The organism is Paenibacillus sp. 23TSA30-6, assembly GCF_014858585.1.
In the GTDB taxonomy this organism is placed as follows: domain Bacteria; phylum Bacillota; class Bacilli; order Paenibacillales; family Paenibacillaceae; genus Paenibacillus.
The window spans coordinates 1-20,859 of sequence record NZ_SLTL01000041.1 but is presented as its reverse complement, the minus strand read 5'-3'; the positions used below and the strand labels follow the sequence as shown (position 1 = coordinate 20,859).

The following is a 20,859-nucleotide window of genomic DNA, read 5'->3' as shown; positions in this document are numbered from 1 at the left end:
AAAGGAGCAAGACATGTCAAACCGTAAATGGACATTTATCCTTATCCCCGTCTTCCTGCTATTTGCCTGGCTGCTCTTTCAGTTCACTCTGTCTTCTTTTCAAATTCACCAATTTACAGAGTTATTGAAGACGGTTTCTCCAAAAGACGGGGTTTCCGATACAAAAGTCGTACTGATATCACAGGAGTTGGATAATTATTACTGGCGGTCAATCGAACAAGGAGCCCGAAAGGAAGCGGAACAGTACGGTATGCGGCTCGATTATATCGGGCCGGACCGCATTAATCCGTCCGAGCAGGTCAAACTGCTGGATAAAGCGATCGCCAGTAAGGCGGATGCAATTCTGGTTCAAGGGATAAATGATCCAGAGTATCGCCGATTAATCGACAAAGCAGCCGGACTTGGCATCCCCGTCATCACGATTGATACGGATGAACCAGACTCCCGTAGACTAGCTTACGTGGGAACGGATAACGAAGGAGCAGGAAAACGGATGGGCGCGCTGTTAGCGAAAGCCTCTGGAGAGCGTGGCGACATTGGAGTTATGATCAGTAGCGAGCGCGTCGAGAATCAGCGACTCAGGCTTGCTGGATTTCGTTCCGTGGTCGGTCGCTATCCCAAGCTCCGCATTGTGGAGATTCGCTCCTCAAATATTTCACGGCTTCAGGCAGCACAGCAAGCTCAGAACATGCTCACCCGGTATCCGCAGATCCGCTACATGGTCGGATTCAGTGCGCTGGACGGCCTTGGCATTCTGGAAGCCTCGGAGCGGCGCGGCGCGCGGAGTTTGCAGATTTTCGCTTTTGACGATATGGCCGAGACGTTGGAAGCCATCAGAGATTGCAAAATCGATCTGACCCTTGTTCAACAGCCAGAGGAAATGGGGGCTAAGTCCATAAAATTGCTGAATGATTATCTAAAGGGGAATGCCCCACAGGAATTAACATACACCAGGATATATGAGATGCATGCGGACACTCCCGACAACATGCCCGGAGTTGACGGACGATGACGATCAGAACGAAGCTGCTTCTGTTCATCCCCCTCCTAGTTGTGTTCGCCAATATCATCGCTTATTTTGTATTCCAAAGCGGAAAGGTCGTACAACAGAGCTACGATGAAATGCTTGGCCGAATTCTGCTCATCGAGCAAACCTCCGAATCGGCGGAGAGCAACTTAAAGCTCCTATACGCCTATCTGCTTAATCCGAGAGACGATAAGGCTGTGCAGGGCCCGACAGAACGCCAATTGAAGCTGTTGAAAGGCAGAATTCAGGAAGTTTCCGACTCGACCGACCCTTCTTTCGCCGAGGAGGACTACGTGAATCTGTTGTCCACATTTCTTGAACAGAAACAAGCCGCAGTTCTGGACGCAAATGCACAAGATCCTCAATCGGCTTTTGAACATTATATTGAAGCGGAGAAAACCGTCAGCTATATCCACGAGGAGGGACAGCGACTGATCGATGCAGAACTGGTTTATTACCGGCCGATCATCGAGAACATCCGGAACAAGAATGAGCAAATGAACGGATGGGGAGTGGCGTTGTTCAGCATGAACGCGCTGATGGGGGTTTTGCTTGCAGTCTGGGTCTCGCGCAGCATTACTGGCCCTGTCGGCAGACTTGTCGGACTGGCGAAGCGAATCGCCACAGGTGATCTGAACATCAAGCCCCAACCGCGACGGGATGACGAGCTAGGCGTACTGTCGGACGCCATTTCGCAAATGTCCACCGATTTGAGTATCCTTATCGAGAAGGATAAACAGAGTCTGGAAATGCGGCGGCTTGTGAAGGAACTGGAGCTTCTGGCTCTGCAAAATCAAATTAACCCGCACTTTTTATTCAATACCTTAAATGTGCTCTCCAAGCTGGCGATCCTGGAAGGGGCGGAGAAAACCAGCGACCTGATCGTTTCGCTGTCCAATCTGCTACGGTACAGCCTGCAGAAGCTGGACAAACCCGTAACTCTCCAGGAGGAACTGGATCATATCCGCGAATACGTAACCATCCAGCAGGCGCGCTTCAGGGACAGAATTCGCTTTGAGCTTCACATTGACGCTTCCGTTCTTCAGCAGCAAATTCCGGCCCTGACGATCCAGCCATTTATTGAAAACGCTTTTCTTCATGGTGTGGCAGATATGGAAGACGGAGCCATTATCGCGTTGACACTGTCGCGAGCGAACGAGGATGTGCAAATTGAAATCTCGGACAACGGAAAGGGTATGACGGAGGAAACCCGACTGTCCGTGCTCCGTCTTGAAGGCGAAGTCGAAAGCGACAGTTCAACAGGACTTGGAATGCAAAACGTGTTTAGGCGGCTGCAGTTGTTCTACGGAAAAGAAGGAATGGTTGAAATCAGTAGCAGTACCGGACGAGGTACTACTATAACAATACGAATTCCAGTCAAGAAGGAGAGTGAGCAGACTGATGTATCGGTTGTTGATCGCGGATGACGAGGCTTTGGAGAGGGAAGGACTGGAATTGACAGTGGAACGGGCGATGCCGGGGATATTTCGGTTTATTCATGCCGGCAACGGCCGCATGGCAATTGAATGTGCGGAAGAGCACCGTCCCCATATTGCCATTCTGGATATCAATATGCCCGGAATCGACGGGCTTGCAGCGCTTCGTGAATTAAAGGAGCGGCTTCCCGATACCCGATTCGTGCTCGTCACTGCCTATGATTATTTTGCCTATGCCCGAGAGGCGCTCTCTTTGGGCGTAAAAGAATATATTTTGAAACCGGCGAAGCGAGAACTGATCATCGGTACACTGAAACGACTGATTGAAGAAATTGAGTGCGAAAAGCGAGCACGTACAGAAGAATTGGAGCTTAGGCACAAAATCTCACAGCTGATGCCGCTAGCAGAAAATGAGCTGGCTTTAATGCTTATGGTCGACCAGACCGTGGATTCGAGCGCTTCCCAGCTATCGGAATGGCTAGACTTTCCTCTTGATCAGGGAAGCGCCATCATTGCCGCTTTTGACGGATATACGGACGAGCAGGATAAAAAGAAAATTTACGACCATTTCCGAAGCTATGTAAAAACGCATGGCCCGAATGCCATTGTAAGCTCCTTGATCGACCATCATGTAGCCACTTTTTTACGAAAGCCGCCTGTCACCGGCGAAAACGACTGGCGCCAGTTGGTTAATCACCTTGTTCAGCAGCTCTCCGAGCTTGCCCAGCAGCAACTTGGTATAAAGACGACCATTGGAATCGGATCGCTGCATAACGGCGAGGAAGGACTTCGCAAATCCTATTTTGAAGCCGTTTTTGCCTCCACCCTACGCAAACGGGATGGAGGTTACTGCCACTTTGACGAACTGAAGTCGTCAGAGGCTGGAAACGCCTCTGTGCTTGCCGTCAAAGCGGAGAATGGAATGCTTCAGCAGACGTACGTCATGTCAGCACTGCAACGGATACGAGAACAGCGGGAGGTCCAAACACTGACTATGCTGGGTAGGGCGAAAATGTATATCGAGGAACGGTTCAACGATGATCTTTCGCTGGAAGAAGTGGCTGATTTTGTCCATTTGAATCCCCACTACTTCAGTAAAATTTTCAAACAGGAATACGGAGAGACGTTCATCGACTTCGTAACCCGGCTACGGATTGATAAAGCTATTTCTCTGATCAAGGAGGGCAACCTTGCTCTTAAGGAAATCAGCTTTGAAGTGGGTTATAAGGACCCGAACTATTTTAGCCGCGTCTTTAAGAAGATAACGGGCGTTCCTCCCACTGAGTTCAAAGGCCAAAAATAGTAGAGATTCATCCATGCCGACCATCGGCATGGATTTTTTTAAGCTTGAATGACAAGGTAATGCTAGGTTTAGCCCCTCCGTCTCCAATTCGGGAATCGAAGCCAAAATCGTGCATGAAAAGGTCCGTTTATTGAAGACGATAACCGGCCTTTCTTTTATAAGCGCATGTTATACTTCTCCTCGAAGAACGGAATGAGGTTCTAGGAATCTGGAGGGGAGATGATCATATGGGAGTAATCATTAATAATGAAAGCGCTCAACAGAAAGCGCTTCAATCAGAAAAACCCAATATGCTTTTTGTGACGCTGGTATCCATCGTAGCTGCGCTCGGAGGCATCCTGTTCGGTTTTGATATCGCGGTTGTTTCGGGAGCAGTCGAATTCCTACAGCAGCGTTTTTCGCTGAGCGAATTTCAGGTTGGTTGGGCGGTGTCAAGTCTGATTGTCGGGAGTGTCACCGGAGCGGCTCTCTCCGGCTACATGAGTGAAAAGATCGGCAGAAAAAAGGTATTACTGGCCGCCGGATTTTTATTCGTCGTCGGCTCGATCTGCTCTGCGCTTCAAGACACGTTCACCGGGTATGTTATCTTTCGCATGATCGGCGGCATTGGCATAGGAATCACTTCCACCGTTTGTCCGGTGTACAACGCGGAGATCGCTCCCGCCAAATACCGAGGTCGTTTGGTTGCTTTAAATCAGTTGGCGATCGTAACAGGGATTTTCCTGGTTTATTTTCAGAATTCGTGGATCGTCAGCATGGGGGATGAAGCCTGGGGTGTCTCAACAGCCTGGCGCTGGATGTTCGGAGTGGGAGCCGTTCCGGGACTGATCTTTATGCTCTTGATGCTCTTCATACCCGAAAGCCCGAGATGGCTTATTAAACAGAATCGGCCTTATGAAGCGCTGCCGATTTTGCTGAAAATTCACGGTGAAGAAGCCGCTAAGCAGGAAGTGCTTGATATCAAGGAATCATTCAAAAATGAGAACGACTCATTGAAGCAATTGTTCGCTCCCGGTATTCGAGTCGCTCTCTTTATCGGTGTCATGCTCGCCATTATGCAGCATATTACCGGCATCAATGCCATTTTGTATTACGCGCCGGTTATCTTTAAAGGAATGGGACTCGGTACGGACGCCTCTTTGACCCAGACCATCTGGATCGGGTTGATCAATGTGTTGTTTACCATCGTATCCGTATGGCTGATCGACAAAGCGGGACGAAAAGTCCTGCTGATGATCGGCACCTCGTTGATGACCCTCTCTTTGGTCATTATCGGAGCCGCATTCAAAATGGGTTTGACCACCGGACCGCTCGTGCTCATCATGATATTGATCTACGTGGCCTCCTACGCTATATCGCTTGGGCCGATCGTATGGGTTATGATCTCGGAGATCTTTCCGAACCGCATTCGCGGCAAAGCGGTCGCCATCGCTTCGATGGCATTGTGGGCCGGTGATTATCTGGTATCGCAGGCATTCCCTCCTCTGCTGAGTTCAGCCGGTCCGTCCAATACCTTCTGGTTATTCGGAGCCATCTCGTTGTTCGTCGTAGTCTTTATATGGCGCAAGGTTCCCGAAACCAAGGGGAGATCACTTGAACAGATGGAAAATATGTGGCTTGGGAAATGACCTGACTTTAGCTCTCAAGAAGCCCGGACACATGTTATAATGCTTCAAAACACACGCCCTCCGAGTCATACCGACCTAAATCGGCAATGGTTCAGAGGCTTCTTATTATCAGTTCCCATCCTCCTCCGCATAGTTCCACACATGGCGCTCCACAGCAGAGCGGTATTCAACAGGCGTCTTGCCTGTGTGCTTTTTGAACAACATATGAAAATACTGCCTGCTGGCCACGCCTACATAATCGGCAATTTCTTGAATGGGAATGTCCGTTTGCTGAAGAAGCATACGGGCCTTGTCCATTCGCAGCATCGTTAAATACGCGGTAAGCGTTAGTCCAGTATGTTTTTTGAAAATACGGTGCAAATAACCTGGGTGCAGATTCACGGCTGCTGCCATGTCCTTGACCACAATATCTCGGTCATAGTTCAGATGGAGAAATTCAATGCATCGTTTGATGTACATATCCGTTTGCTGCGTGTTGCTGCGCTCTGCCTCTTCCCGTAGACGTGCAATTCGTACTAGCAATTGCATAAAAAGCATCTCTGCCATTGCACCCGGCTGTTCTTTTCGTTGATCCAGTTCCAGCACGAGACTTTTCAGCGCATAATATACTTCTTCCGGGTCCGATAGTACCAGATACGGGAATGGACGCGACATGAGAGTCGTGACCTCCTGCTCCTCCGCTGCCATTTGTCGGATAGACGGCCCTACCCTCAACCCCTCCGTAAAACCAAACTCTACATTTAGCATCCGGCAGGGTTGTTCTCCTTCCACCACCAGTCGATGCGGTACGCCTGCGTCCAGCATAATAAACTCGCCTTTACGCAGCGTGATGCTTTCTCCCGCATTCCCTCCCGTTTGTACATCCACCCTGCAAAAGCCGGAAATCATGTACATGATTTCGGTAGAATGATGTTCGTGGTAAGACATGGTATAGTCATGCCATTGCTTGTAATAGTAAGCAAAAAAACGGGGAATATAATCCCCGTCACGCAGCCGTGGCTCAAACAGACTTCCGTTCATCCCCGAGCACCTCCACTATTTTCACAGTTTAACAGACTGAGCCATGTTATTCTATTTCACTCCATCGGACAATCTGAAATCCTTTGGAATATGGCAGGCGACTCCTACCTAAAAGGCAGGGGATTCATCACTTTCTGGACTTAAATACTGAATCAACATTCCCACAAATCGGTTAGCAATTTGTATATCCTCAAGTTCGTTATTCCAATCGTCCTTGGACGTCAGACTCATTTTCTGGAGTATACCCATCATAGACGTGAAGATAAAATGAGCGGTCTTTAAGGGTTCCGTATCAGACTTCAATGATCCATCTTGGAATCCAGCTTCCAGAGCATCCATCAGGAAATGTCGTTCCTTTCCCCTGCTAACAAAATTTTTGTACTGTTCTTTGAGTTCTTGATTTGAATCATAAGCTTCGTAATGCAGATCGAATAAAAGAATAAACTTGATGTATTCCGGATGTTGCCAAGCGTAATCAATCCACGCATCAAGCATCGAAGTAAGCATCTTCTTACCGCTCATTTCGGCTGAAGGTGCCCTTCTAACAAATTCGGTCATGCTCTCAAGGATTTCCATCTGAACCTCAAAGATCAGTTCGTTCATGGACTGAAAGTGCTTATAGAATGTGACTCGACTTACACCAGCCACGTTGCATACATCCTTAATATTAACTTTGAGAAAGCTTTGCTTCATAAAAAGTTCCTTGGCAGCCGCAATGAGTTCTTCCCGATTTTTGTTTTTCAAATTCTGGTGCCAGTTCTCAGTCATTAACAACCATCCGTTTCTCATTTTTCGATTTTTGTAAGGTTAAGAAAAGGGCAGATGCAAGGATAAGTGCACCAAAAATATAAGGAATATGAATGTGTTTGTCAAACAACAAACCTGCTAGAATGGGTCCCAATATATTGCCTAGGCTGGTATACGTCGTATTCAATCCGGCGGCATATCCTTGGCGATCACCAGCTGAGTTCGCGATCATTGTACTTACGGTTGGCCTTAGGAAGGCATTAAAAGCAAAAAACAGAGCCGATACCGCCAGCAGATAACCTAAATTGATCTTAATTATCATTAACAGTAAAGCGATGGCTGTCATGATCAAAGAGAGACGTATAAGCTTCATCTCACCAAGTCTCTTGATGAGATAATCAAGTAGCCATATCTGCACAACGATGCCTATAATTGCACCAACCGTAATGATCATTGAGATTTTAGTGGCATCAAAACCATATTTTCGTTCCACAAAAAGAGCATACACCGTTTCGTAATTCATCAAACCTAATGTCATTATCAGAATGAGGAGAAGATAACGAAAATAGGATGTCCGAAATGAATTTAGGATTTGGTTGCGAATTGGCTCTCGGCGGACCCATTGGCTAGCGGATTTTCGTTTTTCCTTGGGTAGTGTCTCTGGCATATATAAGCTAAGCAGCGTAGCTACAAGTCCAAGTCCACCAGCAAAAAAATAGGGCACCCTTATGCCAAACTCAGCAATCATACCACCTAACCCCGGACCAAGCACCATACCCAAATTCATGGAGGCACCCAAGTATCCCATTCCTTTAGCTCGGGTTTCAGAAGTGGTAATATCAGCGACGTAGGCCATATTGGAAGGAACCATTAATCCAATACCTATCCCCCCGATAAATCGGGCAATATATAGAAGAGGCAGTGTCGTAGATACAGCAAACATTAGATCCGAGATGACGGTTAAAAACAGACCGGTGATGATCATGGATTTTCGACCCCATCTATCCGAAAGCTGCCCACCTAGGGGCGAAAAAATAAACTGTGCTGCTCCAAAAGCGGCAATAAGATACCCCGCAGCAGCTCCTGCCGCATTAAATTGTTTCAGATATTCAGGCAGAATGGGAATCACCATACCTTGACCCAATAAAGCAATAAACAAATTCAGCATCAGAATGAAAAGTGGAAATTTAGCAGACTTAGGTAAGCTGCTCATGTTTGTAACCCCCTCCAACCATTTACACTATGTAATCCTTTACTATGTGTAAACTACATTAGTTGAAATAGGGACCCTTGTAAATAAAATTACAAACCTATTAAGCCAAGCTAATACCGGAAAGAGATCTTGTTATTCTTGAGTTACACATTGGGCTCTTGTTTTGCAAACTCTTGTAACATCCCTCTTATTTGTTCTACCAATATAGCAGGTGCTTTCTTTGGTGAACCCGTGTCAAACGGAGGCTGAGGATCGTATTCCAAAATCAGTTGGACTCCTTTACTCATATCTTCTCCCAATTCCCATGCCATTAGCTGGAGTGCCATATCAATACCAGAGGAGACACCGGCTGCTGTAACGATTTTGCCCTGACGAACCACTCTCTCATCTGTTGGAATGGCTCCAAGAGATTGGAGCAGGTCTAAGGAACCCCAATGACTGGTGGCTACGGTTCCATTTAACAAGCCTGCGGCGCTCAAAATCAGAGAGCCGTTGCAAACCGACGTGGTCCATTTCGTAGTTTCATGTATTTGGCGAATCCAATTTAACGTTTCTTCGTCATTCATTGGAGTTTTATAATTTGGCGGACTGCAACCTGGAACAACAAGAATATCAGCTGAAGTAACTTCAGAAAAACTGTAATCGGCATGCAAATAACCCATATTTGAGTCCAGCTTGATTAACCCTTTTTTCTTAGCGACAAACTTCACTTCACATTTCAGTGTAGCAGCAAATACATCGTATGGACCAATTGCATCTAATGCTGTGATTCCATCGAAAAGCATGATTGCGATTTTCATGATGATCTCTCCTTTGATGTGGGATTTTTTTCTTACACACCAATACTAACATACCCATAGGGGGTATGGGTATATAAAATATTGCGAAAACTTACCAGTGTAAAATCCTCTGTCCTCGACCGAGGTATCTTAATTTCAAACATCTGCCCCTGTAAACCTTTAATAGTACGTACCTGTAAAAAAGGCTTACTTAAAAAGGACTGCCCCAGGGTAGTCCTTTTTAGCATCATAAAGCTTCTACATCATGCCTACAAATCTGCTTATCCAGAGCCGGCTTAAGAGCTTTGCTTTCTCAACTGACCATAATATAAATCACTGTAAAATCCTTTGTGGGTCAGCAGTTCATCATGTGAGCCTTGCTCATCCAAACGTCCATCCTTTAAAACGAGAATCCGGTCAGCCTGACGAATGGTATTCAGTCGATGCGCAATGACGAAGCTTGTTCGCCCCTGCATAAGCCGCTCCAGTCCTTCTTGTATTTTTATCTCAGTAATCGTGTCGATGCTGCTGGTTGCCTCGTCGAGTACGAGGATTGAAGGGTTGGCCAAAATAGCGCGGGCAATAGCCAGCAGCTGTTTTTGCCCTTGGCTGATGCCGCTGCCGTTAGCCTCCAGCACCTTGTCGTATCCGTCCTTCATCCGCATGATAAAGGAGTGGGCATTCGCCAGCTTCGATGCTTCCTCTATCTCTTCATCGGTGGCATCTAGTCTGCCGAAGCGGATATTTTCGCGGATTGTCCCTTGGAACAGAAAGGAATCCTGTAGCACAAACGCCATGCGGGAGCGCAAGCTTTCACGCTGTATGGTGGTAATGTCACGTCCATCTAGCGTGATCATTCCCTTGTCGGGACTGTAAAAACGGGATATCAACTGGATCAGCGTCGTTTTTCCGGCCCCGGTCGGACCGACCAGCGCGATCATCTCACCCGGCTTGGCTTCAAAAGAGATACCTTTCAGCGTAGCGCTTCCCTCATCATAACCGAAGGAAACATTCGTAAACCGCACAGCCCCCTCTACATGCTCTACCTCCACTGCGCCGCGTTCATCCTTGGACTCTTCATCCTCATCCAATATTTCAAATACACGCTCAGCGCCGGCAATGGCGGACAGCAGGGTGTTCCACTGGTTAGCCAGATCGTTCAGCGGTCTGGTGAACTGACGAGCATACTCCACAAAGATGATGATTGTCCCGATGGTAATAGAGCCGTGAATGGCCAAAATCCCGCCGATCCCCGCTACAATGGCAAAACTGAGATTATTCAGCCCGTTCATCAGCTTCGGAATAAAACCGGAAATCGTTTGTGCCCAGAAGCCCGACAGACGGATACGATCATTACGTTCGCCAAAGCCGCGAATAACTCTCTTTTCCTGCGAAAATGCTTTGATAATCTGCTGCCCGGACAGCGTTTCTTCAATATAACCGTTCAGTTCCCCCAGGTTCTTCTGGCGTTCCTTGTATAAAGGCCCGGTGCGGCGTGTAATCCAGCGCATCCCGGCTGCCATTAACGGCACCACAATAAAGGTGAGCAGGGTCATCAGCGGGCTTAACCACAGCATCACCGTGAGCGTACCGATTAGCGTCAATATGCTCGAAAAAATCTGAATGGCCGAGCTGTTCAGCGTAGAGCTGACATTTTCGATATCATTGGTCAGACGGCTCATGATTTCTCCCTGCTGACGTTTGCCATAGAAAGGAATCGGTAGCCGATGCAAATGTGAAAACAGGTCGAAACGCATCCGGTACACGGTCTCTTGGGCGATTTCGATCATCCAGATATTTTGCAGCCAGGAGGTCAGCGAATTAAGCAAATACACAGCCCCCAGCCCAATGAGAAAATAAATCCACGTGCGTCCGCCCGGACCTTCCAGAAAATCGTCCACTGCGACGCCGACCAAATACGGACCCAGCAGAGCCAGTCCGGAACTGAGCAGTACCATAAACAGCACCAGCTTCAGCTTGGCCTTGCGGTGGGCCAGATACTCCCATATCTTGCCCAGCGTGCCGGACCAGTTCTTGGCCTTGGCCTTGCGGCGTCCCTCAGCTCCCGCCGGATTTCGCAGCACACCGGACGGCGGTGTAGGCTGACGGAATGGTTCAATGAGTTCTTTAAACATGCGACTCCTCCTTTCCATATTGTGATTCATAGATACGCCGATATAGATCCGAGCTATCCATGAGATGCTTATGGCTTCCACTTGCCATCAGGCGACCCTCATCCAGCAGTAAAATCTGATCTGCCGATGCGGTTGAGCTGATTTTCTGCGTAATGAGAAATGTCGTACAGGACAGGCCATCGAGTGCATTCAGTAGTGCTGCTTCTGTCCCTACATCCAGTGCACTTGTGCTGTCGTCCAAAATCAGCACCGCCGGATGGCGCACCAGCGCGCGGGCAATAGCTAGCCGCTGCTTCTGTCCACCGGACAGATTGACGCCACGCTGCCCGAGCATCGTGTCATAGCCTTGCGGCAAGCGTTCAATCATATTATGGATTTGCGCCATACGTGCGGCTTCCTTAATTTGCTCCAGGCTGGCATTCTCCAGCCCCCAAGCAATATTATCCCGAATTGAGCCGGTGAATAGCAGTACCTCCTGAGGGACATAGCCAATAGCCTCTCGTAATATGGACGCATCCAGTTCACGAGCGTCCTTTCCGTTAAAACGCACATGACCTTCATCTTCTTCATACAGACGCGTAATCAGCTGCACAAGTGAGGATTTGCCCGAGCCAGTGGCCCCCATAATAGCTATCCGCTCACCTGGTCGAGCCATAAAGGAAATATCCTTTAGTACAGCCAAATCACTGCCCGGATAATGAAAGCTCACCCGGTCCATTTCCACCTGTCCCTCAATCCGTGTGTTATGTGTTGGAACAGAATCCATCGCTCGCCCATCTTCATTATGTGTTTCCAATACCTCTCGAATCCGTCCCGTAGAGGCGGTCGCCCGCGAAAACACGACCACGATGCCGGACAAGGCAGACAGGGCCCCTATGGTCCGCAAGGAATAATTGACGACCGCGACCACCTGTCCTACACTCGCATCCCCTGTGGAAATTTGCCCCCTTCCAAACCAAAGCACGGCGATAATTCCAACATTCATCGTAAACAAAATGAACGGCATCGTCGTTTCTGTCCAGCGCAGAGCGGAAACCGTCCCTTTCATCAGTTCACCCCCGTAGTGGGCAAAACGCTCGATTTCATGCCGCATCCGCACAAAAACCCGAATGAGCCGGATACCTGTCAGGTTCTCCTGAATCACCCCGTTAACATCATCCAGACGACGCTGGACACCCTTAAACAAAGTGACCGTTCGCCGCATCATCACCAGCACAAACACGAACAGCACCGGGGCCATAACCGCCAATAGTAGCCCAAGCCTGAAATGTACAACCAGTGCCATCACAATACTGCCGATGACTACAAGCGGAACCCGTGTCATAAACCGCAGGCTCATAAACACCGTATCCTGTACTTGCGTGACATCCCCGGTCAGGCGCGTAATCAGCGACGAAGTGGCAAAACGTTTAAACACAGGATACGAAAAGGATTGCACTTTACGGTACAGCTTTTCCCGCAAATCATAGCCGAAGCCCTGACTGGCATGGGAAGCAAAAAAGGAACTGGATATACCCGCCATAAAAGCGATAACTGCACTCCCTACCAGTACACTGCCCCATAACCAGACGACGGACAAATCCTGCTGCCGGATGCCCTCATCAATGATTTTAGAGATCAAATATGGCTGCGATAGCTCTACCGTCAATTCCAGCAGCATCATCACGAGCGCTGCGATGGCTGGAACCCGATATTTTTTTAGAAAAGAAAACATCATTACCACAAGCATTCCTCCAATTGCCCATAGCCGTCCTTCCAGATCAGCGTGTAATGGTTATATGAATCAAGCCTGCTGTAAAACCATATATACGCACTTTATACAGCACTATATTTTATTATACCCTTCCGAACGGCTTCGTTTAACCAGCAAATTGGAGACTCCGGTTGCAGGAATTAAAATTATGCAAAAAAGAGAGCACGTAAATACGGCTCTCCTTGCGATTTCATTGTAATCAACTTACTTGTCGTCCCCAAAGTTCATTATTCCTCTGCTGATACTGCTGACTCTACCTCATCCACCTCATCGCCGCTCTCTTCCTGAATTACGGCTCTTGGCGTGTAGAGCTTGGGAATCGGCACGTTCGCCCAATCCATATCAGATGCGAAGTAATAGCTGGTATAGGATGGCTGGTTATAGCCCGTATTTTGACGCGCCACATCCGCCCGGTACTGCGGATCATGCATCAGTGTGTACAATTTATGCGTCGTAGGCTCAGTGCTCAAATAGATACGGATCGCCGAGCTATCCGCTGTGCGGACGAGCATTTCCTCCCGCCAGTCTCCAAAAATGTCTGCTACCAGCGATGGCGTTCCTTTGGTATAGTTGTTCGTTTTAGTGCCTGTTGCGGACAGCAATGTGCCTCGTTTCCAGTCCTCAATAGTTGGGGTCACGTCAATCGCCCCATTTACGATTTGAGTGGTCATGTCCGCCGCCCATTTGATACTCATATTGGTGCCTGGCATCTTGGTATCGAGTTGCTTGCCCGCCGCGGTCCATAAGCCCATAGCCCAGGTTTCCAGTCCTCGCTGTTCAGGGTCTATGTCACCAATCATCCCCCGGCCCGTATCCTTGCCGGAGTATCCGCCGTAAATGACCTTGCCCGTTTTGGCATCGCGCAGGGAATAACCATAAGGAGCATAGGTGCCGCCCTCATGCACCATAAAGATTTCTTTTCCCGGCCGATCAGGGTCAATATCCGTCACATGCAGCGCATCGCCGTGTCCCAGTCTGGCTGTTTGGCCCGGAATCGCGCTTTCTGGAGGCATGACATCAAACGAGCTGTACAGCAGGCTGCCATCATGGTCGATGGTGGCAGAGCCGTATACGATTTCGTCCTTGCCGTCACCATCCACATCCGCCACGCTCAGCGAATGGGCTCCCTGTGTGGTCAAGGTGCCGAAATTCGGGTCTGTTCCATCGCGCCCGTGCGGACTATCGTTAAACGGATTCGTCATCGGCGCCCAACCGCTGTCCACCATCCAATGCTTTTCGAGATGGCGACCGTTCCATGTGTAGGTGACCAGCGTGGAACGTGTATAATAGCCGCGTGCAAACACGGCGTACGGTTTGCGGCCGTCCAAGTAAGCCACGCCTGCCAGGAAACGATCCACCCGGTTTGCGGGTTCAATCCGGGCCATGGCGTAATCGCCCCACATGAGGCCATCGTCATGACGCTCCGGCTCATAGCGGACAGTGTCCAGCTCGGCTCCCGTTTTTCCTTTGAAAATGGTCAAATATTCCGGCCCATCCACAATGAAGCCTTCGAACTCTCTCAGCTTGTTTTTGTCGCTCCGCGCAGGCGCGTATACATCCATAAAGTAGTCCGTCAGGCTTTCCGCATCCTTACGGGATAACGGATAGCTATACTTTGGAGCGATACCAAAGCATTCCTCCAGCGTAGCAGGCCATTTTCCTTTGACCACTTCTTCATGTTCCGTCCAGTTCATGAACATGTTCACCACATGCTCGTAATAATCCGTGCGGCTTAAACGATAATCGTCCTTATGCGTAATTCCTGCTTTGCGATCCTCACGGGGCAGGGTAATATAGGTTTCTTTTTTCGGCTTGCCCTTCTTGTCAAAAGTAATCGTTTTGGTACCTGGAGCCGTTTTGAACATCAGCTCGGCTTTGCCGTCACCATCAAAATCGTACACCATCATCTGTGTATAATGCGCACCTGACCGAATATTCACACCCAGGTCGATCCGGTATAACAGCCTGCCCTCAACCGTATATGCATCAACATACGTATTTCCGGTATAGCCCTTCTGAGAAACGTCCTTGGAGTTCGACGGGTCCCATTTTACAAAAAATTCATATTGTCCATCTCCATCCACATCCCCCACACTCATATCATTGGCCGAATACGTATAGGATTCTCCTGCGGGCGTTACCCCATCGGCAGGCTTTTGGAGAGGAAGTTCATAGTAACCCTGCTGCCACGGCGTCACTTTGGCGCTGCGATCCTTTTCCCGTCCATTCACGACCGAAGCTACTCTGTACACCGCTTTTCCGCTTCCTTCTTTATCCACATAGTTGGTGCTGTCGGTCACCGTCGAGATCTTTTTACCGTCACGGTATACATTAAAATTCGCGCCTGTCAGCCCCGTTGGGCTGTAACCATTCACTTCCTGCGCCAGCAGCCGCCAGCTTAGAAATACACCCTCCGGCGTCACCGCAGCCACCAGTCCCCGATCTAGCTTTTCCAGTTGGATGCTGCCACTTCGGTTCTGTTCGACGGCAACAGCCGATGCTGCCTGAAGCTCCGGTTCAGATGGAGCTTCTGCCGCCATCCCCACAGTTGTACCCGTCATCGCCAGCATCGTTGCCAACGCGGCGGTCAAGGTTCCCTTTCGCCATGCGCCTTTCCTTTGAGCCATCCAAGTCGTCCTCCTCAATTGTGTTGTGATGACAAGCAAATACTCAAAATGATTGCGCTTACATAATTTAAATTCCTTATTATTATAGTTTTGCCGTTCTCCCAAAAGCGTTTAAATATCCGGGGATTTCTCTTCACAAATCCGTGTTGTTTGCCGTTTCACATAAAACAGCCCCCACCAAGCCTGTACGAACACGGCAAGATGAGGGCTGAAAAATATTGCTGATGAATTAGCCATGAAACTTTAAACCATATAAAGACCGATCATACTTTATAGTTTAGTGATATCCGATAATTTGAGCGACAACCACGAATACTGCACCCAGTACGAACCACACAGCCAGTAGCGGCCAAAAGAAACGAACCCATTTCTGATACGGAATACCCGATACGGCCAAGCTCCCCATTAAGGCTGAGGATGTAGGCAAAATCATGTTCGAAAATCCGTCTCCCAATTGGAAGGCAAGCACTGTCGTTTGGCGAGTAATGCCGAGCAGATCGGACAGTGGCACCATAATCGGCATCGTCGTTGCGGCCATTCCCGAACCGGAGGTGATGAATACGTTCATAATGTTTTGGAACACATACATGCCCAGCACTTGTACCGATTCAGGCAAATGTCCCACCATGATAGCAAGGCTGTTAACGATGGAATCAATCACATTGCCGTGATCCAGTACAACCACGATGGAACGTGCAAAACCGATAATCAGCGCACCATAGGTGATATCTTTGGCCCCTTTGGCAAACTCTGTCGCAATGCGACTTGGCCCGTAGCCTGCACAAAAGCCGGAAATGACTCCCATCGAAAGAAACAGGGCAGCCAGTTCCTCCATCCACCAATCTTTTTTGGACACTCCCCAGATCAACATCGCGAAGCTTACTACAACGGTCAAAATGATCAGGATATGCTTAAGCTGTATGGAAGGCAGATTGGATAGATCCACTGGCTTGTCTTCAGCGCTCTTTTCCAATTCGTAAACGAGGCTGCTTTCCGGGCTTTTCTTCACTTTACTGGCATAACGCATAATATATAAGCTCGTAATGACGATCAAGATAACCAACAGGATGGCACGAAGCCACAGCCCTGAAAAAATAGGGATTTGCGCAATCGCCTGTGCCAAGCCGACATTAAACGGATTCAGCAGCCCGGCAGTAAATCCGCAGGAAGCCCCCAGTGAAATCATGGCCGTACCCGTCATCGCATCAAATTTCAACGCCCGGGCGATAGCAATACCAATCGGCACGAATACCATAACCTCGGTGGACATACCCATCGTAAAACCGCCCACGGAAAACAGGGTAATAAATACCGGAATCACCCATATGCCTTTGTTGGAAAAAGACCTCGCGACTCTCCCCGTCACCGCCTCAATCGTTCCGGAGGACGTAATAATCTGAAAAACACCGCCGATGATCAGAATGAAAAAGACCACATCGGCAGAATCGACCAGACCGGATACGATGGATTTCGGAATATCCCACAGCGTAACCGGATTCGGATCGACATGAGCGTACGAACCGGGAACGAGCAGCGTTTTGCCGGTTGTTTCATTTTTAACCCGTTCAAACTCTCCAGCGGGCACGACATAGGTCAATATCCCGGCCACTAAGGTCAGAAAAATAAGAATGACAAAGGTATGCGGCATTTTCAGCCATTTTTTGGGGCCGCTCGGTACGGTCGTGTTGCTACTCATTCGGATGCTCCCCCGTTTCTCTGCGCTTGCCACTGTTCAAATTCAGTCCGTACCTCACTCAAAGCCATCGGATCGGTCACTAGATCATAAGCTGTCAAGGCCAGCGCTTTGGCGGCATAGTTCATTTCAATCATGCCTTCCTCCGCTCCCGCAAGCTGAGCAAATTCCGGTGTATGCGTGGACGCGTCACCCAGTCGGATATAAGGATGAATTGCTGCGGTAATCTGGCTGACATTGCCAATATCCGACGAACCGATACCCCCCTGTGCAGGTGGCTCGTGAACCTCCAGACCGAGCTGCTCCAGATTGCTCTGGAATAAAGCGGCTAATCTCTTGTTTGTATTGCGCTCCGCATAAATAAGTCCCTCGGCAATATCCACGGTTGCGCCCATGCCTTCTGCCGCTGCACGAACAGCGCGGTACACCTTGTTCCGCACCTCAGCCAAGCCGACGACGGTTTGCGCCCTCAAAATAAACACAGCCTCGCACAGCTCCGGTACAACATTCGGGGCGTCTCCGCCCTTTGTAATGATGCCGTGGATACGCACGTCACTGGTGACGAACTGGCGAACCGAATTAATCGCCACAAAGGCATTAATCATGGCATCCAGTGCGCTAATGCCCTTCTCCGGGGAGGAAGCGGCATGGGCCTGCTTGCCATGAAACGTAAACGTGGCATCCACGCAGGCCAATCCCCCTCGCAAAACCATCGTTTTGCTCTGCGGATGCACCATCATTACGGCGTCAATGCCGTCGAACACGCCATGCTCGCACATGATGATTTTGCCACCACCCTCTTCCTCGGCTGGTGTGCCTAGCACCACGATGCGTCCGGGCAGATCCGGCATCGCTTCCTTCAGGGCTATAGCGGCCCCCACTGATGCGGTACAAATCAGGTTGTGTCCGCAGGCATGTCCAATCGCTGGGAGTGCATCATATTCAGCCAGCAGAGCGATTGTGGGTCCGCCGGACTTCCCTTCCCATTCCGCACGGAAGGAGGTTTCCAGTCCGGCAATACCTTTTTCCACAGCAAAACCTGCCTGTTCCAGTGTATTTGTGAGCCAGCCCTGTGCCTGGTATTCATGAAAGCTTAGCTCAGGATGTTTATGTATTGTTCGGGCAAGCTCCCGTAATTCGTGGTCCTTTGCATCTACAGCCTTCATAATCTCTTCATAGGATGGCGTTCTGCCATTATGTCCGTTCGCTGTTGAGTTCATCAATGGAATGCCGCCTTTCATTCGTCATAACGAATAAATATACAATCAATATTCAACATTGTATAAGCGAATGCCAGTGAAGTAAATTTAATATTTTTTGGCTTTATACTTAAAATTATTTTATATATGACATGACTTTTTTAAAAATACGCCATTATTCACCAATAATTACGTATATTCGCTGCCTTCATCAGGTTAAGACTGGAGCATCCATTCTACAAATCTTTCCACTGCCATAAGGTGGCTGGATTTATTTTTATACAACATCCATGTTCGACGCAGCACAGGCTCCCCATTCTTGCGAATCAAATTAAATGCATACAATTCATCCTTTGGAGAGACAAAAATTTCGGGTACGATGGAATATCCCAGTCCGTGTCGGACCATTTCCTTACAGGTTTCGTAGCTGTCCACCTCCATGGAAACCCGCGGCGGCCTGCCCAACATCTCACTCCACCACGCTTGCACCGATTCGTTAAACGAGGAGTACATGTGACCGGAAAGCTGCGGTTTGCCCGGGTCCTTATAACGAATCAGCGGAAGCTCCGGCAATTGTTCAAGCTCTACAGCTTTTTTGGAGATCACGCAAATATGCTCCTCGGAAAGAAGATGCTTCCCCTCAGACCAAGGGTAGTCATTGCGAATGACACCCAAATGAATTTCATCCCCGCGAAGCATTTCATAGATTTCTGCACTGAGTCCGCAGGTAACCGAAAATTGCACGTCAGGATAAATATCCTTGAAGCTCTTTAAGATCGGCGGAAGCCGATAATGCCCGTAGTAGCTTGAAATCCCCAAACGAAGCGTTCCTTTTACCTCACCTCTCAGATGAATAACGGCTTCTTTTAATTCGGTCAATTCTCTCAAATTTCGTTTGGCATACTCAGCCAATCTTTCCCCTTCCATGGTCAGCTTCGTTCCCCTGTTCCCGCGTACGATAATCGGCACCCCGAACTCCTTTTCCAATTGGTTCAGACGGTAGGTCAAGGCGGGCTGTGTAATATACAAACGCTCGGCGGCACGTTTCAGACTATGTTCTTCTGCAATGTAGCACAACATCAGGCAATCCTTTTCATCCATCATCGCCACTCCTTTCGTTATATTGTTCCCTTATTCATCCGTTCTCGTGTTCTCCGCAGGAAAAAAGCCCACAGACGTATCGGTCTATTATACCGCATGAAGGGCATGGGCAAAGACCCGGTTAAATCCGGCAAAATGATCCCCGTCCCATCTCCAATCCACTTTTGCAAAAGAAACTCGCTTTTAAAGCGACCGCTTCGCTTGTACAGCACCATTCGCCTACTTCGTTTACATGTACATTTTTTCAGTTCAGCTTGCATAGAAGAAGCTCACCGAAGGATGAAAAGCATCTCCCATCAAGTGAGCTTCTTTTGGGTTCTTAATGTGGAACAAAGGAACTAAAATCATCCCGGCTGGACTGGTCTGCATGGTAAAACACTACATCCCCATCCTGTAAATGAAAGGGTTGCCCGTACGGGTCTTTTACTTCTCTCCGGTAGCCTTCCAGTTGCCACTGGTTCAGCAGCGGGCCGTTAATATACTGCAAATGTGGATGCTCGGTATCCCCCTGACGGAGCGACTCCAAATTGAAGTTAACAATGATGTAGCCCGTTTTCTTAAATATGCTCGCATGCTCGTTTAGCTCCCGGCGACGGCTTTCTTCACGTAAATCAGTCCCTTTAGGAACCACGTATACATCAGCAGGCAGGGTATATTCGCCATACCAGCGTTGAATCGACGCATTGGCACGGTCGACATCGACTCCATCCGGCAGGTCCGTCTTCGGACCGATCAAGGTACGGACCGCAGCAGGCAGCACCAGCCAATCGTAACGGCCGATCCACGTCTTGCTGCGCGTGATACGCTGGGCATAGAGGGAAACATAGCGTTCCAGCGTCGACTGGCTCCGCTGTGCTTCGCTCAGCTCGTGCTTGTATTGGTAGGCTGCTGTATCCTGCATTTCCTCCGTCGGTACATTGCGCAGCCGCTCATTTAAAATGGCATATCGCTTCTCCCGATCCTCCGCCGATCCCAAGCGGATGAACTTGCGGCTTCCCGCATGTGTATACAGCTCCACCTCTTCTCGCTGACGACCATCCTTGCTTACCCAATAGAATGATGGCGTGATGCGGATACCGTCCTTGGCGCTGAACATATTCCCTTTGGTTTTGAGGTCAAACTATTGGAATAGGTAAGGGTTTGATATGATCTCCGCCTTTTCCCCTCCTCCACACCGTGCATGCAGCTTTCACCGCAC

Annotated in this window: 15 protein-coding genes; 4 read left to right on the top strand and 11 right to left on the bottom strand. The window is 48.9% G+C overall.

Annotated elements, in window-relative coordinates:
• Positions 1-13: 13 nt before the first annotated feature.
• From E0698_RS24105 to E0698_RS24090, 4 genes are all read left to right on the top strand, one after another.
• On the top strand, positions 14-1,012 hold the full coding sequence (locus E0698_RS24105; RefSeq protein ID WP_192513160.1) for a sugar-binding protein: 999 nt from the start codon (positions 14-16) through the stop codon (positions 1,010-1,012).
• The gene (locus E0698_RS24100) at positions 1,009-2,454 is read left to right on the top strand and encodes a sensor histidine kinase (RefSeq protein ID WP_192513159.1); all 1,446 of its coding nucleotides are present in this window, start codon (positions 1,009-1,011) and stop codon (positions 2,452-2,454) included. The genes E0698_RS24105 and E0698_RS24100 overlap by 4 nt, the downstream gene beginning before the upstream one ends.
• Entirely contained in the window at positions 2,429-3,766 is a 1,338-nt protein-coding gene (locus tag E0698_RS24095) for an AraC family transcriptional regulator (RefSeq protein WP_192513158.1), read from the top strand. Before E0698_RS24100 ends, E0698_RS24095 begins: the two co-directional genes overlap by 26 nt.
• 227 nt (positions 3,767-3,993) lie before the next feature.
• Positions 3,994-5,394 (top strand): sugar porter family MFS transporter, encoded by a 1,401-nt coding sequence (locus tag E0698_RS24090; RefSeq protein WP_149095880.1) that lies wholly within the window; start codon positions 3,994-3,996, stop codon positions 5,392-5,394.
• A gap of 108 nt (positions 5,395-5,502) precedes the next feature.
• Here E0698_RS24090 and E0698_RS24085 read toward each other — a convergent pair whose 3' ends face one another.
• The 11 genes from E0698_RS24085 to E0698_RS24035 all read right to left on the bottom strand — a co-directional run bounded on the left by E0698_RS24085 (position 5,503) and on the right by E0698_RS24035 (position 20,757).
• Entirely contained in the window at positions 5,503-6,414 is a 912-nt protein-coding gene (locus E0698_RS24085; protein ID WP_192513157.1) for an AraC family transcriptional regulator, read from the bottom strand.
• 108 nt (positions 6,415-6,522) lie between these two features.
• Positions 6,523-7,182 (bottom strand): TetR family transcriptional regulator, encoded by a 660-nt coding sequence (locus E0698_RS24080; RefSeq protein WP_192513166.1) that lies wholly within the window; start codon positions 7,180-7,182, stop codon positions 6,523-6,525.
• A complete protein-coding gene (locus tag E0698_RS24075; protein WP_192513156.1) occupies positions 7,175-8,374 on the bottom strand; it encodes an MFS transporter in 1,200 nt (399 codons plus the stop codon). Before E0698_RS24075 ends, E0698_RS24080 begins: the two co-directional genes overlap by 8 nt.
• A gap of 143 nt (positions 8,375-8,517) precedes the next feature.
• On the bottom strand, positions 8,518-9,174 hold the full coding sequence (locus tag E0698_RS24070) for a DJ-1/PfpI family protein (protein ID WP_192513155.1): 657 nt from the start codon (positions 9,172-9,174) through the stop codon (positions 8,518-8,520).
• A 275-nt stretch (positions 9,175-9,449) separates the two neighbouring features.
• Positions 9,450-11,288 (bottom strand): ABC transporter ATP-binding protein, encoded by a 1,839-nt coding sequence (locus tag E0698_RS24065; RefSeq protein ID WP_192513154.1) that lies wholly within the window; start codon positions 11,286-11,288, stop codon positions 9,450-9,452.
• Positions 11,281-13,005: an ABC transporter ATP-binding protein gene (locus E0698_RS24060; RefSeq protein WP_192513165.1), complete on the bottom strand. Its 1,725-nt coding sequence runs from the start codon at positions 13,003-13,005 to the stop codon at positions 11,281-11,283. Before E0698_RS24060 ends, E0698_RS24065 begins: the two co-directional genes overlap by 8 nt.
• A gap of 263 nt (positions 13,006-13,268) precedes the next feature.
• Entirely contained in the window at positions 13,269-15,668 is a 2,400-nt protein-coding gene (locus E0698_RS24055; RefSeq protein ID WP_192513153.1) for a rhamnogalacturonan lyase, read from the bottom strand.
• Between the two features lie 277 nt (positions 15,669-15,945).
• Complete coding sequence (locus E0698_RS24050) at positions 15,946-17,364, bottom strand: YfcC family protein (RefSeq protein ID WP_134910986.1); 1,419 nt, start codon at positions 17,362-17,364, stop codon at positions 15,946-15,948.
• On the bottom strand, positions 17,361-18,581 hold the full coding sequence (locus E0698_RS24045) for a M20 family metallopeptidase (protein WP_192513152.1): 1,221 nt from the start codon (positions 18,579-18,581) through the stop codon (positions 17,361-17,363). The genes E0698_RS24050 and E0698_RS24045 overlap by 4 nt, the downstream gene beginning before the upstream one ends.
• Before the next feature lie 195 nt (positions 18,582-18,776).
• Positions 18,777-19,661 (bottom strand): LysR family transcriptional regulator, encoded by an 885-nt coding sequence (locus E0698_RS24040; protein ID WP_192513151.1) that lies wholly within the window; start codon positions 19,659-19,661, stop codon positions 18,777-18,779.
• Between the two features lie 319 nt (positions 19,662-19,980).
• Entirely contained in the window at positions 19,981-20,757 is a 777-nt protein-coding gene (locus E0698_RS24035; RefSeq protein ID WP_443146924.1) for a hypothetical protein, read from the bottom strand.
• Positions 20,758-20,859 lie beyond the last annotated feature (102 nt).